The organism is Demequina sp., assembly GCA_024707205.1.
Classification (GTDB): Bacteria; Actinomycetota; Actinomycetes; order Actinomycetales; family Demequinaceae; genus Demequina.
Genome location: JANQAD010000001.1, coordinates 713,993 through 729,941 on the forward strand (window position 1 = coordinate 713,993; position 15,949 = coordinate 729,941).

Below are 15,949 nucleotides of genomic sequence, written 5' to 3' on the forward strand. Positions count from 1 at the left end.
CCGATGTGGTTCTCAGCACTTCCAGCGACGCCGTTGCGCCTGATCCTAGAGTGTGACTTATATCACCGCAATAGCTGAATTTCCCGGGGACGCAAATCGGCCCGCCGAACCGGCCAATTCTGCGCGAACTACTCGTTCACGTCCTGCGCGTTCGCCGGCCAGACCGTGCTCAAACTCCGGGCTCGTTCATCTTCGTCACGGCGTGTCGAACGGCGTTCAGATGGCCCACGCCCTCATTCTTGATTCAACGGAGGCCATTTTCCTATTGCCGAGCCGTGTATTTCCTAAATGTGCGATAAATCCCAATTTACACGCGTGTAACTTATATTCCCATTGTTCCCCGAAGGCGTCGCGCTGAGATATTCGATTCCCTGATGAGACCCGCGGGTGCGGGCGGGTTGGGGCAGCTCGGGTCATGGCGCCGCCTCCGTGCCTCCACGGCCACCAGGCGACGTCGGCGCCGCGCCGCCGGCGCCAAATGGCGGCCAGATGACAACTGTGTAAACGTCCGCGCACGAGTGGGCGCGACCCATAGACTTCCCCGGCGGGCGGTGCTACTTTCTTAGCAACCGGGTCAGAGAGCCAATACCACGTTTTTCGCGTGTACGGCTGAACGACACGGTCGCTTATCCGTTCTGCTGAGGAAAATATCGTGATCTGTCTGCGTACCCTGTCAGCCCCCAAGGGCGGGCTTGGCGTCGTCGGCGATGCAGTGGACGGGCTTCCTGCCCAACGCGCTCATCGGGTGCGTCCCCCACACGGGACAACTCTTGGGCGCTTGGGAAGGGTACAGATGACGAGAGCGGACGCAACCTAGTACCGTCGTTGGCGGATCCGGGAGTCAGTCACCAAGTGACCCTGGATTCGGCAAGAAAACGGGCCGGGCGGTCTGCGGGGAGTAGATAGAGGGGGAGTACATGTCCTGGCTACTGACTGGGGGCGCTGGCTACATCGGGAGCCACGTTGTCCGAGCAATGCTGGATGCAGGGTTGTCCGTCGTCGTGCTTGACGATCTGTCGACTGGCGTGGCGCGGCGCGTCCCATCGAACGTTCCGTTCGTGCGCGGGTCGGTGCTCGACGTGGGGCTTCTGCGCGCCACCTTCAGAGACCACGCGATCACCGGCGTGGTCCACTTGGCGGGCAAGAAGTCGGTGCCCGAATCCGTGGAGCAGCCGCTGCGCTACTACCACGAGAACGTCGCCGGCACCCTCACGCTCATCGAGGCGATGGTCGCCGAGGGCGTGTCACGACTGGTCTTCTCGTCGAGCGCTGCCGTCTACGGCTCATCCGACGCGCACTTCGTCACCGAGACCTCGCCCACGCGGCCGGAGAGCCCTTACGGGCGCTCAAAGCTGATGGCGGAATGGGTGATCGAGGATGCCGCAGCCGCGGTCAATCTCAGCTGCATCAAGCTGCGCTACTTCAACGTCGTCGGCTGTGCGGACCCGCGCCTCGCGGAGGCGGGCGGCACCAACCTCTTCCCGCTCGTGTTCGACGCTTTGGACAAGGGAAAGCAGCCCGTCGTGTTCGGAGACGACTACGCAACCCGGGATGGAAGCTGCGTTCGCGACTACATCCATGTTCAGGACCTTGCGGAGGCGCACGTCGCGGCCGTGAGTCGCGTGACGCTCGGCACCGTTGACGAGACCGTGAACGTCGGCTGCGGAGCGGGCCACACGGTGTTCGAGGTGCTCGCGGAGATCGCCAGGGTTACCGGCAAGGACACCACCCCAAAGGTGCTGCCGAGGCGTCCAGGGGATCCCGCAAGCATGGTCGCCGCCACCGGGCCGGCCGAGCGCATCCTTGGCTGGAGCGCGCACCGGAACCTGGAGGAGATGGTCGCGAGCGCCTGGCGTGGAGCGTCGGCGCCCCACCGCGGCGAAGCGGCGGTGACCTCGCTCGACGAGCGGAGGGCTTCGTGAGGATTGCGCTACTCGTCGAGGGCGCCTACCCATTCGTCACGGGCGGCGTCAGTACGTGGTGCGATCAACTCATGCGCGGGCTCGAGGAGCACGAATTCGAGATCTTCGCGATTGCCGGAAACTCGAAGGAGCGCGCGGCCCTGCCCCTGCCCCCGAACGTCGCGAGGATGAACGTCGTGGCGCTGTGGGACCTCGACGCCTCGCCGCACCGCCGCCCCGGCCAGCGGACGAGAAGGCCTTCCTCGCCCTGTACCGCGAGTTCCTGCGGGCCGCGCTCGACCCCAGCGCCGCCCAGGAGGACTTCACCCGTTCCCTGCGAGGGGTGTTCGAGTTCGCCCAGCGCGAGGACCTTACCGCCGTGCTGCAGACCGACGCTGCCATCGCCGTCCTTTCCGAGACCTGGCATGAGCTCGACGGGCCCGAGTCGCTGACGATGCTCGACGCGGTTCAGGCGACCGAGCTCATCGAGCACTTCCTGCGGCCCCTCTCGGCGCCCGTGGTCAAGGCCGACCTGTGCCACACCGTGTCCAACGGGCTTCCCGCCCTGCTCGCGGTCGCCGCGAAGTGGACGTACGGCACGCCGATCGTCATGTCGGAGCACGGCGTCTACCTGCGCGAGCGCTACCTTGCGTTCCGCAACGTCCAGTACCGCCTGCCCGTCAAGGTCATCCTGCTCGCGCTGTTCCGGCGCCTGTGCGCCACCGGCTACGCCTTGGCGGACGTCATCACGCCTGTCAACGTCTACAACCAGCGGTGGGAGACACGGCACGGGGCGGACCCCGACGCCATTGCCACCGCCTTCAACGGCATCCTCGCCGACGACTACCCGGTGGCCGAGCACGAGCCGGACGTGCCCACCGTCGGATGGGTGGGCCGGATCGACCCGCTCAAGGACCTCGAGACTCTCATCAGGTGCTTCGCCATCGTCCACGAGCGCGTTCCCGACGCCGTGCTGCGGCTCTTCGGCCCCACGCCCGTCGGCAACGAGTGGTACGAGGCGAAGCTCCATGATCTTGCCGAGACGCTCGAAATCACGGATGTCGTCAAGTTCGAGGGACCCATCAGGCCCGTGACCCGCGCCTACGCGGAGTCCACCGTCGTGGCGCTCTCGAGCATCTCCGAGGGCCTGCCCTACACGGTAATGGAGGCCATGATGTGCGGCCGGGCAACGGTCTCGACCGAGGTCGGGGGCATCCCAGAGCTCGTCGGCGATGCCGGCGAGCTCGTCCCTCCGCGCGATCCCGTGGCGTTCGCCGAAGCCTGCGCGCGCCTGCTTGAGGACGACGAGCTGCGCCACCGCATGGCGGCCCAAGCGAGGGAGCGGGCGCTCGGCCTCTTCCAGCTGAGCCAGATGCTCGACACCTTCCGTGACGTCTATCGTCGTGCCCTCCCGGTTCCGAGCGAGCCGCTGGTGAGCCAACCGTGAGCGCGCCAACCGTCCTCGATGCTGGGGCGCTCGTCACCGGGCTGGCCTGGCGGGTGCAGCCTCAGGACTCGCACGACGAGGCGCTCCCCGAGGAGTTCGCCGGCGACGAGCAGCGCAGCCTCGCTCGGATCGCGCAGCTGACGCGCACCCACAACACGCTGTGCACCCAGGCCGTCGACGCCTTCGAGATCGCCGCCGGCCTCGAGGCCGCCGGCGTGAACGACCGACAGGCGCGCGCTGAGTACGGAGCGGCCAGCGTCTTCGAGCTCGCCCAGGCGATGTACGACCTTGTGCCGACCCGGCCCGCGAAGGCCGCCGAGCCCGTGGACCCGTGGCAACGCCCCGTGCGCGTGCACCTGGTGCATGGGCTCCTGTATGCGCTGCCTGGCCTCATGTACGCCGTTGCCCTGAGCATGCTCCAGACGGGGCTCAACCTGTTGCTGCTGCTCATGGCCACCATCATTGCGGCGGGCCTCGGCCAGGGTCTGTCGCTGCTCGGCCACGTGCTCATCGGACGCGGACAGCGAGACGCCGCGAGCGCGCTGTTCCGGACGGCTCTCGTGGCCACGGCAAGCGTCGGCGCGCTCGTCATGCTCATAGACAGGGCATTCGGTTCCACCCACCCCGTGGCGGTGCTGGCGGGATGGCAGATCGCGTACCTGCTTGCCGCGACGATCCTCATGGTCATGGAGTCGAGCGTGCTCTTGTTGATCGTCTTGGCGCCCGGAGTGGTGCTCGCGATCGTCGAGCTCTCCGGCGCGGTCTCGATTCCTCGCGACGTGACCCTCGGAATCTTCGCGCTGTGCGTGGTCGCCGCCTGCGTCGCCGCCTGGTTCCGCCTGACCGGCAACGCCCTGCAGGCGCGAGAGCAGTTGCGCGATCGGTTCGGTCTGGCGCGATTCGACTTCGCGATGAGCTCCGGCTACTTCGTTTACGGCATTGCCACCGCGGGGCTGATCTCGTTCGCCGTGGTCGACGCTGTGGCTCGCGGGGGCAACGCGGGCGCGGGGTCCATCGCGTTGATGATGCTTCCGCTCGTGGCGAGCCTCGGCGTAGCCGAGTGGCTGGTCTATCGGCTGCGGAGCCGCGCGATCACCCTGCTTCGCGGCACGTCGTCGGTCGAGGGCTTTCGGGTGGTCGCTCGCGCAGAGCTGGCCCGCGCCACCCTCCTCTACAGCACGGTGCTCGCTGGCCTCACGGTGGCTACGGTCATGGCATTCCCCCAAGATCGCGCGGAGATGTTCGTCCTCAACACCTGCGCTTACGGGGTCCTCGGCCTCGCGTTCTTCTGCACGACGCTGTTGCTGTCTTTGCAGCGGCACCGCCTTGCGCTTGGGCTCGCCGGGGGCGCCCTACTGGTCGACACGAGCCTGCGCCTGGCGCTGTCCTCGTACTCCGCGGGCGTGACGGCCGCGATGCACCTGTTGGTTTTCGCCCTGTTCCTCATGGTGGTGCTCCCAACGGTGATGTCCCGATACGCCAGCGCGGGTGCGCACCGTTGACGGATTCCGCGGACGCCCTCTCTCTCGCCGTCCCCGCGTACTTCCACCCTGCGGTGGCGCCGCGCGACTGGACCAGGCTCGCCAACCTGGCGCACCTGATGCGCTTCGTCATCGTCAACGTCCACAGCGGACCAGGCGAGAAGCTGGACCCCACCTACGTTCCGGTCATCGACGCGTTGAAGGAAGCGGGCATCAGGACCATCGGCTACATCGACTCCGACTACGGGCGCCGGGATCCCGCGGAGCTCGGCCGCGAGGCTCGCACGTATCGCGAGCGCTACGGGGTGGACGGCGTGTTCCTTGACCAGGTGGGCAGCGATCTGGAGAAGCTGGACCACTTCGCTCAATGCGTGGTCGCCGTGAAAACCGCCGGCGCGCACTTCGTGGTCCTCAATCCAGGGACGACGCCCCATCCGGGCTACGTGGACCTCGCCAATGTCACCGTCACCTTCGAGGGTTCGTGGGCGGAGTACCGGTCGCTTGAGGAGCCGGAGTGGACGCGTCGCTATGCGCGCAAGAGGTTCTGCCACCTGGTCCACTCGCTGCCCAGCAGACAGTTCCCCGCAGCGCTCAACATGGCCGCGAGCCGCCACGTCGGCAGCGTCTTCTTCAGCGACGGCAAGGGCGAGAACCCTTGGGATCGCCTCCCTCCGGCCCTGCGGAGGAGCTCTCTCGCGTCAGGGCCCAGGCGACCCGGACAGACGCCGAAGGTACCGTGAGGCGGTGACCATGCGCCGCCGGCTCGCCGTGCTCTCCATCGTGGGAGCCATGGCGCTGAGCCTCGCCGCGTGCTCGGGCCCGGACCCGACGCTGTCCTCACCCCAGCAGCCAACGTCCAGTCCCACCGCCACGGCGCCAACGGCGAGCGCCACCGCCCAGTCCTCCACGACGCCCTCAGCCACGCCGTCGGGCAGCAGCTCCCCTTCCGCGAGTGCCAGCCCCGCGCCGTCCAAGGGCGACAAGCCAAGCAGCAAGCCGAAGCCAACCAAGCCGTCGGGCTCAAGCAATGCCAGCGGCCACTGGAAGCCAAAGGCGGGTCTCACCTGGCAGTGGCAGCTCAGCGGCAAGCTGGATACCAGCGTCAACGCCAAGGTGTACGACGTGGACCTGTACGACATCTCGGCGGCGCAGGTCAAGGCTCTCCACGACAAGGGGCGGAAGGTCATCTGCTACTTCTCGGCTGGGTCGTACGAATCGGGGCGCCCGGACAGCGGCGACTTCCCGGCCGCGGTCAAGGGGAAGAAGATGGAGGGCTGGCCGGAGTACTGGCTCGACATCCGCGACCCACGGGTGCTCAAGATCATGGCAGCGCGCATGGACCTCTGCGCCAAGAAGGGGTTCGACGGGGTCGAGGCGGACAACGTCGACGCGTATGACAACGAAAGCGGCTTCGATCTGACCGCGAGCGATCAGTTGAAGTACAACAAGGCGCTCGCCAAGCTCGCGCATGCGCGCGGGCTCGCGATCGGGCTCAAGAACGATCTTGAGCAGGTGTCCGCGCTGCAGCCGTCATTCGACTTCGCGGTGAACGAGGAGTGCTACGCGTACGACGAGTGCTCGGTGCTCAAGGCGTTCATCAACGCGGGCAAGCCGGTGTTCCACGTGGAGTACGAGGTTTCAACGAGCGAGTTCTGCCCCACGACCACCAAGCTCGGATTCAGCTCGATGCTCAAGGATCTGGACCTCGACGCGAGCAGGACGCCCTGCTAGTAGGCGTAGGGCCTCCGCCGGCAGCTCACCCCAGCGCCCAGGTGGAGCCTCAGTTCCGGCCCGGGCACCCGAGTGCATTGCAGTGGAGTCTGAGCTCCGAGCGCCCGGTCGTGCCCGGAACGCATGCGCCACTGGCACCCGGCACCGCGAAATAGCCGGAACGCACGCTCCACCTCGCCGTAGCGTCGGGCAGAGCTCGTAGCTGCCCCTGGAATGGGCTCTCAGGGTCACCAAAATCGAGTTTCGTAGCACTCAGAACCCATTCGGGGGAGGTGCTGCGGTGTGGGACCTCAGCTGTAGACGCGCGGGTTCAGCTCGGCCACGAAGGGCAGGGTCCGGTACTTCTCGGCGAAGTCGAGGCCGTAGCCCACGACGAACGCCGGCGGAATGTCGAAGCCCACGTACTTGACGGGGACATCGACCACGGCCGCCTCGGGCTTGCGCAGCAGCGCGGCCACCTCAACGGACGCGGCTCCACGCGAGCGCAAGTTCCCCAGCAGCCACGAGAGCGTCACGCCGGAGTCGATGATGTCCTCCACGATGAGCACATCGCGGCCCGTGATGTCCGTGTCCAGGTCCTTGAGGATGCGCACCACCCCGGACGACTTGGTCCCAGACCCGTAGGACGAGACGGCCATCCAGTCCATCTGCACGTGCGGCGGCATGCGCCGCGCGAGGTCCGCCATCACCATCACCGCGCCCTTGAGCACGCCTACGAGCAGCACATTGCGGCCCTCGTAGTCGGCGCGAATGGCGGCGGCCAGTTCGTCGAGGCGGTTGCGGATCTGGTTCTCGGACACCACGATCCGAGCAAAGTCATCCATGTCGAACTGGGCGTCCACGCATCCTCCGGGATTGTGATGAGCTATGCGCCGTCGGACAGCGGGGCTGGCGCAATGACCAGCCTGCCATACTCGCGTCGGGCTTCGTAGCCACCGGGAAGCGAGACGGGACCCTGGCCGCGGAACGACGTCACGAGCGTGTCCAGCGCGGCCACGTGATACGCGGTGAGCGGCCCTGTGCCCTTGTTCTCGGCGAGCATCTTGAGCATGCGCGAGCGGATCGCGTCGGGCAGCGCGGCGAGCATGTCGCACCGCCACTCGTCGCCGCGGACCGCGCTCTCGGACAGGATCAGCGCCGACCGCGCCTGCCGCTCCAGCTCGTCGGCATCGGACTGCAGCAGCGCGGCGGACCGCGCCAGCCCCGAGACCACTCCGGGCCCCAACACCTCAACCAGCGCCGGCATCACCCGCACGCGCAGCGCGGATCGGCGCGGGCCGTCGATGATCTCGTTGGTCGGGTCCATCCACGGCTCCAGCCCCTGCACGCGGCACGCCATGACGGTGTCGGCCCGTCGCAGCGACAGGAACGGTCGAATGATGCGCCCGCGCCGCACCGGGATCCCGGACAGCGCCCGCGCCCCCGAGCCGCGCGCCAGCGCCATCAGCACCGTCTCGGCTTGGTCGTCCATGGTGTGGCCGGTGAGGATCTGCGGGTTGATTCCGCCCTCCTCGGAGACCCGACGCTCGATCGCCGCGTATCGCGCGTTGCGCGCCGCCGCCTCCAGTCCGCCCTCGCGGCCCACCACGACGCGCTCGATGTGCACGTTCGCTATTCCCGCGCGTCGTGCCTGGTCAGCGGCGTGTTTGGCGATCTCCGCCGAGTCCTCCTGCAGCCCGTGGTCCACCACGATCGCCCCGGCGAAGAAGCCTTCCTTGCGCGCCACGAACCCGGTTGCCGCGACCAGCGCGAGCGAGTCCGGACCGCCGGAGCACGCCACCCACACGCGAGTTCCCAGCTCCAGTCCCTCGAGCATGGTGCGCACCGCGGTGCGCGTTGCGGCGACGGACGGATGCGGCCCGCTCACCGGGGAGCCGCCAGCTTCTCCAGCGGAACGAGCATCAGCCGTCACACCCACATTGTGCCAACGCATTGACGAACTCGTCGACGGCGGCCATCGGCTTGGCCTGTCCGTACCCCATTCCGTCGAGCAAAGTCGCGAAGGCGAGCTGCCGCCCGTCGGCCGTCACGACCACCCCCGTGAGCGCGGTGACCCCCGTCAAAGAGCCCGTCTTGGCGCGCAAGAAACCCGCGGCCGGCGCGTCCTCGAACCTTGCGGCCACCGTCCCCTCGAGCCCGCCGAGCGGCAGGTACGTGAGCAGCCCGGCCGCGTTCGGCGCGGTCCGCGCCGCCACCAACGCGCCCACAAGCGTCGCGGGCGCCACCCGGTTCTGGTCCGAGAATCCGGCGCCGTCGTGCAGCACCATCCCGGTGATGTCCACGCCCATCCTCGCGAGGGTCTTCGCGGTCACGGCCGCGGCGTTCTGGGGCGTCGCCTCGAGCCCCGCGTGCAGCGCGAGCACGCGCGCGGTCTGCTCGGCGACCGTGTTGTCGGAGTAGCGCAGGAACTCGCTCACCACCGCGCTCAGCGGCGCGCCGTGCACCCTCGCCACCTCTTCGGTGCCCGACGGCGCACTCGCCTTTCCCTCGATCGTCACCTTAAAGCCGCGTTTCTTGAGATCGGCCCCAAGCGCCTCGAGCGCGCGCAGCGCGGGCTCCTTGTCTCTCACCCCGTACGCCGAAGCGGGCACCCCGCTCTTCTTGCCGATGTTGATCGCGATGCCCTCCACGCGGCCCGCATACCCGGAACTGAACGCGTACTGCGGCCATGCCGCCGGATACGAGGGGCCAGGGAAGTCGCTGGTATCCACCGCAATGGTCACGGGCCCCACGGGCACGGCGGCCTCGATCTGGTCGCCCAGATCGGCGATGCCCGCCCACCCGTTCGCCTGCGGCTCGCCCTCGGCGTCCACCTTGGTGCCGCCGTGTCCGTGACCGGCGGTGAGCATCAGGTCGCCGCCAGCCACGAGGGTCAGCACGGATCCGGATCGGACAACCGTGGTGTCGAACGTGAAGTCCGGCCCCAGCTCCTCGAGCGCGGCGACCGCCGTCAGCAGCTTGGTCGTGGAGGCGGGCACCTGGGTCTCGCTGCCGTCGAGAGACGCGACCACGTCGCCGGTCGTGTAATCGGCGACGTAGACATTCGTGGACGCCCCGGTGCGCTTATCGGCACGTAACGCGGCAGCGAGAGCCGCAACAGCGTCGGGCGACGGAACGGGAGCCGACGCGGAGAACGAGCCAACCGGGCCTGGCGAAGGCGAGGCCACCGCAAGAGGCGAGGCCGTGATCAGGGGCGGCTGGGGCGACGGGAGCGGCGAGGAGGTCAGGACGCCGGGAACGAGGTCGCGAGCGTCGGCCCACGCGTAGGCGCCCGCGCCGGCAACGAGCAGCGACGGCACGAGGACCGCAGCCACCACCTTGCCCCGCACGCGGTACCTCCTTTGATGCGCCACACTAGTACCCAGACCAAAGCCCTAAACACAAAAGGACTTGACCATGGAATTCGACGTCACCATCGAGATCCCCAAGGGCAGCCGCAACAAGTATGAGGTGGACCACGAGACGGGTCGCATCCGCCTTGACCGGATGCTCTTCACCTCCACGCGCTACCCCGACGACTACGGCTTCATCGACGGCACGCTCGGCATGGACGGCGACCCGCTGGACGCGCTCGTGCTGCTCGAGGAGCCCACGTTCCCCGGCTGCCAGATCCGCTGCCGCGCGCTCGGCATGTTCCGCATGCGCGACGAGGCCGGCGGCGACGACAAGGTGCTGTGCGTCCCCGTTGGCGACCACCGCCAGACGTGGCGCCAGGAGCTCAACGACGTCAGCGACTTCCACCGGCTAGAGGTGCAGCACTTCTTCGAGGTCTACAAGGACCTCGAGCCCGGCAAGTCCGTTGAGGGCGCGCACTGGGTGTCCCGCGAGGAGGCGGAGGCGGAGATCACCGCCTCGTTTGAGCGCGCCGCCGGCACGCCGTTCGCGCACATGAACCCGCTGGTCCCCCCGCCGGGGCACTGATCCCGGTTACGGCCGCCCCGCCACCGGGATCAGGTCGTCGATGCGCCAGAACGCGTCATACGCGCGCACCTGGCTGAGGTTGCCCGGGCTCGTCGCCTCGGCCACCATGCCGCCGCCGATGTAGATCGTCACGTGGTAGATCTTGCTGGGGTCGCGGTTGTCGCCGTAGAAGATCAGATCGCCCTTGCGCAGCTGGCTGAACGGCACGTGCTTGAGCGAGTTGTACTGCATCTGCGACGAGCGCTGAATCGAGATGCCGGCCGCCTTCCACGCGGTCATCGTCAGCCCCGAGCAGTCGTACGACGACGGCCCCGTGCCACCCAACTTGTACGGCAGCCCCATGAGCGTGAGCGCCTTCGTCACGGCCTTCTCGCCTTGAGCGGCGGTTGACTTCCAGCCGCCCGACGCTGTTGGCGGCGGTGCCGGATCTTCCGTCTTGGTGGGGGTCGGGTCTTCGGTCTTGGTTGGGGTCGGGTCTTCGGTCTTGGTCGGCGTTGGGTTCTCGGTCTTGGTCGGCGTGGAAGACCCGCCGGAGCTCGACCCGCCAGAACTTGAACCACCCTTGCCGCCGTTGCCCTTCTGGGCATCCTTCTCCGCCTGAGCCTGAGCGGCCTTCGCGGCCGCTTCCTTCTTCTTGTTGCGTTCCTCGGCGAGTCCCTGTTGGCGCGCGGTCTCGAGCGCCACCGTTGTCCCTTGCAGTTCTGCCAGGTGCTTCACGGCCTGGTCGCGCACGGCGTCGGCGTCCTTGACGGCCTGCGCGGCGGCATCCGCGGCCGCGGTGGCGTCGTCGTAGGCGTCTGCGGCGTCGAGTTTGGCCGCCTCGGCCTTGGCAGCGGCATCGTCCGCGGCCCTGCGCATCGTCTCCGCGACGAGCTTGGCGGCCTCCACGCGCTGCACCAGGGTGGCCATCTCGTCGGACGCGCGGCTCATCGCCTCGGACGTGGTGATGGCCTGCTCAAAGCCGTCGGCGTTGACCACGGCCTCCACTTGGCTCATGTCGCCGCCGTCGCGGTAGGCCGCCTGGGCCACCACCGCAAGTTTGCTCTGCGCGTCGGCGAGCGCAGCGTCGGCCTCATCCGCGCGCTGGCGCGCGGTCGCGAGGTTGGTCTGCGCGTCCTCGAGGGCGCCCTGCGCCTGCGCGTACTTGTCTGCGGCGAGGAGCTGAGCGGCCTCGGCGTCGTGCTGCGCCTTCTCGAGCTTGGCCACCGCCGCGTCAAGATCGCCGACCGTCGCCGCCTGCGATGTGGCCGCCTGGCGTGCAGCCTCGATCTCCGCCTGGCCGGGATAGTCGTCCGCGGTGGCGCCGCCGGCGGTCACCAGAGCGATCCCCGTGGCGGCAAGCGCACCAACGCACACCGCGGCGATGCGGGTGCTGACGGGTCGAAGGCTCAAGGTGATTCGCATAAAACTCCTGGTCAGGCGATGGTAAGTCCGCTTTGTCGCGGTTTACCAGGGCGTGTGGCGAATGCCACGCGGCCCTCATACGTACCTCGGCACCTTGGGGGGTGACCTTGAGCGCGCGGTGACCTTGAGCGCGCGCCTCCACCAGGCGCCCACCACAACCGCCCCCAACCGCTCAGCGACTGTTTGGCGGCACTGTGCACGGTCAAAGGTCCTCTGAGCGGTTGGGACGGTTGGGGGGCGGCGGGCGCCGGCATCGTCGCCGGCACGCCGTGCCCTAGGCTTCCCTCGTGGATGACGACGGCATCGAGACCGACGCTTGGGCCGCCGACGAGGGGCCCGGCGAGGGCGCGCCCATCCCCGCGAGCGCCGCATGGCGCGAGGGCGACAACCCCGGTCGGCGCCAGTTCTTCGCCCTGGGCGACCTCCCGCTCGAGGCCGATCCCCTCGGTGTGCTCCCCGGCACCACCATCGCCTTCGAGACCTGGGGCACCCTGAACAACGCCAAAGACAACGCGATCTACGTCGCGCACGCTCTCACGGGCGACAGCCACGTCTGGGGCCCCGCCGAGCCCGGCCACCACACTGGCGGCTGGTGGAACGCGATGGTCGGGCCGGGCAAGCCCATCGATCCGGCAAGGCACTTCATCGTCAGCGCGAACGTGGTGGGCGGCTGCCAGGGCACCACCGGCCCCGCGAGCGCACACCCGGAGGACGGCCTGCCGTGGGGCAGCCGGTTCCCCTACGTCACGATGCGGGACATGGTCGCCGCGGAGCTGGCGCTCACGGACCACCTGGGCATCGACAACTGGCGCCTCATGGCCGGCCCGTCGATGGGCGGGATGCGCGCCATCGAGTGGGCGGTCAGCCACCCGGACCGCGTGGGCGCCATCGCGCCCGTCGGCTCCACCGCCGCGACCACCGCGGACCAGATCGCCTGGTCAACGTCACAGGTGGCAGCGATCACCGCGGATCCCAGGTTCCGCGGCGGCGACTACTACGACGCCGAGGACGGCGACGGCCCGCACGTGGGAATGGGCATCGCGCGCATGATCGCGCACACCACCTACCGCAGCGAGTCCGAACTCGCGGAGCGCTTTGGCCGCAATTACCAGGGCAATGGCGACCCGCTGGGCAAGGGCGGCCAGTTCGCGGTGCAGTCGTACCTCGCCCACCACGCGCGCAAGCTCGCCCGACGCTTTGACGCCAACACCTACATCCGCCTCGCGCAGGCGATCCAGTCGCATGACGTGGGCCGCGACCGCGGCGGCGTCGAGACCGCGCTGGCCCGGTTCACCAACCCGGCGCTCGTGGTCGCGGTGGACAGCGATCGCCTCTACCCGCTCAAGAATTCGCAGCGGCTGGACGCCGCGCTCAGCGGCTCGGACGGCGTCAAGGTGGTCCACTCCCCGTTGGGCATGACGGCTTCCTGGTGGAGTCGGGCCAGCTAAACGCGTTTATGGCGGACTTCGAAACGGCCCTCTAGCAGGCCCGACGCTATGCCCCGGCGGGCGCTACCGCGTCACCTTCGCGGTGGCCGGGCTGGTGCGGTACACGGTGGCGTACCCCGCCTTTGTGCCCTTGACCCTCACGGTGATGCGCTTGCCCACGACGGCGGTCGTCGCCTTATACGTGGACTTCGTGGCGCCCGTGATGGCGACTCCGTTCGCGTACCACTGGTACGCGAACGACGTCCCGCTGGTCCACGTGCCGTGGTGAGCTGCCAGGGTGTGGCCAACGCGAGCCGTGCCGGTGATGTACGCGGCCGAGGCGATCGGAACGCCCACAGCAGCGGAGGTCACCGTCTTGGTGGCGTATCCCGTCTTGGTGCCCGTGACCTTCACCGTGAGCTTCTTGCCGGCGAGCTTGCTGGGCACCGTGAAGCTGCTGCTGGTGGCGCCGGAGATCGCCGTCCCGTTCGCGTACCACCGGTACTTGAACGTGGTGCCCGCGGTCCACGTGCCGCGGCTCACGGTGAGCTTGTGCCCCACGGCCGAGGTTCCGGAGATCACGGGTATGGGCGCGGTGAGCGCCCCGGCCGCGATCGCCACGGCGGCGGACTTCAGGGTCACCGAGCCCCACCCATCGCCGGCGCCGGTCACGCGCACGGACAGCTTCTTGCCGAGCGCGGACACCGGCGGCGTGTACGTCGCGCCCGTCGCGCCGCTGACGGCCGCGCCGTTCAGCAGCCACTGGTACGTGAGCACGGTTCCCGAGGGCCATACGCCGGCCGCAGCGACCGCCGACCCCACGCGCACGGCCCCGCCGAGCGTCGGCGCCCCCGGAACCACTGCGGAAGTAGCGACGGCCTGCGAGGGTGAGGCGGCGTCGGTCCGTGCCTCGACGCGCACGGTGAGTTTGGTGCCCGCGTCAGCCGCGACGGGTGTGTACGTGTCGCTGGTCCGCCCCGCGAGCTCCACGCCGTTGCGGTACCAGCGGTACGTGACGGTGGCGCCCGCGGGCACCGAGGCGACCGCCGTCACCGGCTCGCCCAGCACCGGCGTGCCGAGCGTCACCGAGACCGGCGAGACGCGCGGCATCGAGCCGGTAGTGACGGTGATCGAGGCCACGTCCCCGCTGATGGAGTCGATGGAAATGTTCAGGTCGCCGGAGCTCGAGCGGAACCAATCGCCCTGGTCAAGGGCCATTTCGCCGAACGTGGCGCTCTCGAGGTGCGAGCGCACGGACTCGACGCGAGTGTTGGCGCCCGCCTGCAGCAGCAGCACGCGCACGCCGGGCCCCTCCGGGATGATCCCGGTGGTGCAGGTGGGCGAGGGCTCCCACTCGGCCGTGCAGTTGCCCGTGTCGAGGAAGTACCCCAGCGGCTCTCCCGTGGCGTTGCGGTACTCCACGTAATACGTGCCCGACGCCACGGCCACCTTCACGCCCTTGCGCCCGCCCGACGCTCCTACCGCAGTGAGGTCGTAGGTCGCCTTTGCGCTTCCCGACTGGGCGGCGAGCGTGGTGGGTGTGGTCAGGCCAAGCTGGTCGAGGCGTGCGACGTCGAGCACGGGCACCCAGGACAGCGGTAGGCCGAAGCCCATCACGGACCACTCGTCGCCGTATTCGTAGGTGCCGCAGCCGGTGATCTGGGTGTACGCGGGGACGCTGGTGATGGTGCAGCCGTCAGTCGAGACCGCGTTCGCGTGGTTGAGGCTGAAGTTGTGGCCGAACTCGTGGGCGAGCAGCCCGTTGAGCAGCTGCGGTGCGTAGCTGTTCGCGTAGACGTTCGCCTGTGTGAGGACCACGCCGCCGCTGCTGAGCGACTCGCCAACGGAGCCGAGCGCGGCCTTGCCCTCGTGGCTGCATTCGCCGATCAGCACCAGGTGCTGCCCGGAGTCGTCGAGGTAGGCGTTGATGTTGGTGCCGAGCTTGGCTGCGGCCTCCACCCACCAGTCCTCAGCGTCGGCGCCGCACTTGAGCTTCGAGGTGTACCGCACCGTGCTGCGCACCGTGAATCCGGGGAAGACGCCGCCGGTGTTGGCCACCCAGTAGGCGCTCGCGTCCGCGATCGCCTGCGTGATCGCGGCGGTCGACGGCTGCTGGTAGCCGTCGCCGTTGACGTTCACGGCGATATCCACGTAGTGCGTGGCGACCGCCGCGGCCGCCGCGACGTGGATCTCGGTCACGGATGCGGCTTCGAGGGGCGCGTCAATCGCGTCGAGGACGGTCTCCCCCTTCGCGGACTCGGCCGCGATGTCGCTCGTGATCCGCAGCTCCCGCGCGGTCTGGGCCGGGATGGTGAGTTCCGCTGAAACGGTGGCGCCGGCGTCGAACCCGGCCACAGCGTCGGGCTGGACCGGAATCATCGTGTTACCAGTGACGATGAAGGTGTCGCCGTCCAGTTCGCCGTCCGCGAAGGTCGCGACTACGCCGGTCACGGTGAGTGTGGGCGCGTCGTCGGCGAGCGCGGGGGCCGCGAGTGCGGGAACCGTGAGGCACGAGGCGACGAGGGTGGCGAGCAGCGGGACCGCGAGCGAGCGCCTTACGCGCATGGGTCCCCCTCAGTCAGTGGCCGGTCGCACGCACACTAACAGGAGGGGGTGACGCCAGCGCAAGCGAATGTG

The 15,949-nt window shown here is 68.7% G+C and carries 12 protein-coding genes; 7 read left to right on the forward strand and 5 right to left on the reverse strand.

Annotated elements, in window-relative coordinates:
- The first annotated feature begins 917 nt into the window (after positions 1 to 917).
- The 5 genes from galE (at position 918) to NVV57_03670 (ending at position 6,560) form a co-directional block, all read left to right on the forward strand.
- On the forward strand, positions 918 to 1,922 hold the full coding sequence (gene galE / locus NVV57_03650) for a UDP-glucose 4-epimerase GalE (GenBank protein MCR6711829.1): 1,005 nt from the start codon (positions 918 to 920) through the stop codon (positions 1,920 to 1,922).
- 184 nt (positions 1,923 to 2,106) lie between these two features.
- Positions 2,107 to 3,348 (forward strand): GT4 family glycosyltransferase PelF, encoded by a 1,242-nt coding sequence (gene pelF, locus NVV57_03655; protein ID MCR6711830.1) that lies wholly within the window; start codon positions 2,107 to 2,109, stop codon positions 3,346 to 3,348.
- Positions 3,345 to 4,850, forward strand: a complete 1,506-nt coding sequence (locus NVV57_03660; protein ID MCR6711831.1) for a hypothetical protein — start codon at positions 3,345 to 3,347, stop codon at positions 4,848 to 4,850. Before pelF ends, NVV57_03660 begins: the two co-directional genes overlap by 4 nt.
- Complete coding sequence (locus NVV57_03665) at positions 4,847 to 5,569, forward strand: spherulation-specific family 4 protein (GenBank protein ID MCR6711832.1); 723 nt, start codon at positions 4,847 to 4,849, stop codon at positions 5,567 to 5,569. Before NVV57_03660 ends, NVV57_03665 begins: the two co-directional genes overlap by 4 nt.
- Before the next feature lie 10 nt (positions 5,570 to 5,579).
- Complete coding sequence (locus tag NVV57_03670; protein MCR6711833.1) at positions 5,580 to 6,560, forward strand: endo alpha-1,4 polygalactosaminidase; 981 nt, start codon at positions 5,580 to 5,582, stop codon at positions 6,558 to 6,560.
- A 290-nt stretch (positions 6,561 to 6,850) separates the two neighbouring features.
- Here NVV57_03670 and hpt read toward each other — a convergent pair whose 3' ends face one another.
- Genes hpt through dacB form a run of 3 tightly spaced genes read right to left on the reverse strand, consistent with a single transcriptional unit; the run spans position 6,851 to position 9,889 of the window.
- Positions 6,851 to 7,384, reverse strand: coding sequence for a hypoxanthine phosphoribosyltransferase (gene hpt / locus NVV57_03675; GenBank protein MCR6711834.1), 534 nt, complete (start codon positions 7,382 to 7,384; stop codon positions 6,851 to 6,853).
- A 41-nt stretch (positions 7,385 to 7,425) separates the two neighbouring features.
- Entirely contained in the window at positions 7,426 to 8,427 is a 1,002-nt protein-coding gene (gene tilS / locus NVV57_03680; GenBank protein MCR6711835.1) for a tRNA lysidine(34) synthetase TilS, read from the reverse strand.
- A gap of 34 nt (positions 8,428 to 8,461) precedes the next feature.
- Entirely contained in the window at positions 8,462 to 9,889 is a 1,428-nt protein-coding gene (dacB, locus tag NVV57_03685) for a D-alanyl-D-alanine carboxypeptidase/D-alanyl-D-alanine-endopeptidase (GenBank protein ID MCR6711836.1), read from the reverse strand.
- A 67-nt stretch (positions 9,890 to 9,956) separates the two neighbouring features.
- Here dacB and NVV57_03690 point away from each other — a divergent pair, with 67 nt between their 5' ends.
- On the forward strand, positions 9,957 to 10,481 hold the full coding sequence (locus NVV57_03690) for an inorganic diphosphatase (GenBank protein MCR6711837.1): 525 nt from the start codon (positions 9,957 to 9,959) through the stop codon (positions 10,479 to 10,481).
- A gap of 6 nt (positions 10,482 to 10,487) precedes the next feature.
- Here the strand turns inward: NVV57_03690 and NVV57_03695 are convergent, their stop codons facing one another.
- Positions 10,488 to 11,873 (reverse strand): NlpC/P60 family protein, encoded by a 1,386-nt coding sequence (locus tag NVV57_03695; GenBank protein ID MCR6711838.1) that lies wholly within the window; start codon positions 11,871 to 11,873, stop codon positions 10,488 to 10,490.
- Positions 11,874 to 12,172: 299 nt separating this feature from the next.
- Here NVV57_03695 and NVV57_03700 point away from each other — a divergent pair, with 299 nt between their 5' ends.
- Positions 12,173 to 13,333 (forward strand): homoserine O-acetyltransferase, encoded by a 1,161-nt coding sequence (locus NVV57_03700; protein ID MCR6711839.1) that lies wholly within the window; start codon positions 12,173 to 12,175, stop codon positions 13,331 to 13,333.
- A 63-nt stretch (positions 13,334 to 13,396) separates the two neighbouring features.
- On the opposite strand, the gene NVV57_03705 is transcribed toward NVV57_03700, so the two are convergent.
- The gene (locus tag NVV57_03705) at positions 13,397 to 15,877 is read right to left on the reverse strand and encodes a zinc-dependent metalloprotease (GenBank protein ID MCR6711840.1); all 2,481 of its coding nucleotides are present in this window, start codon (positions 15,875 to 15,877) and stop codon (positions 13,397 to 13,399) included.
- Positions 15,878 to 15,949: the final 72 nt, after the last annotated feature.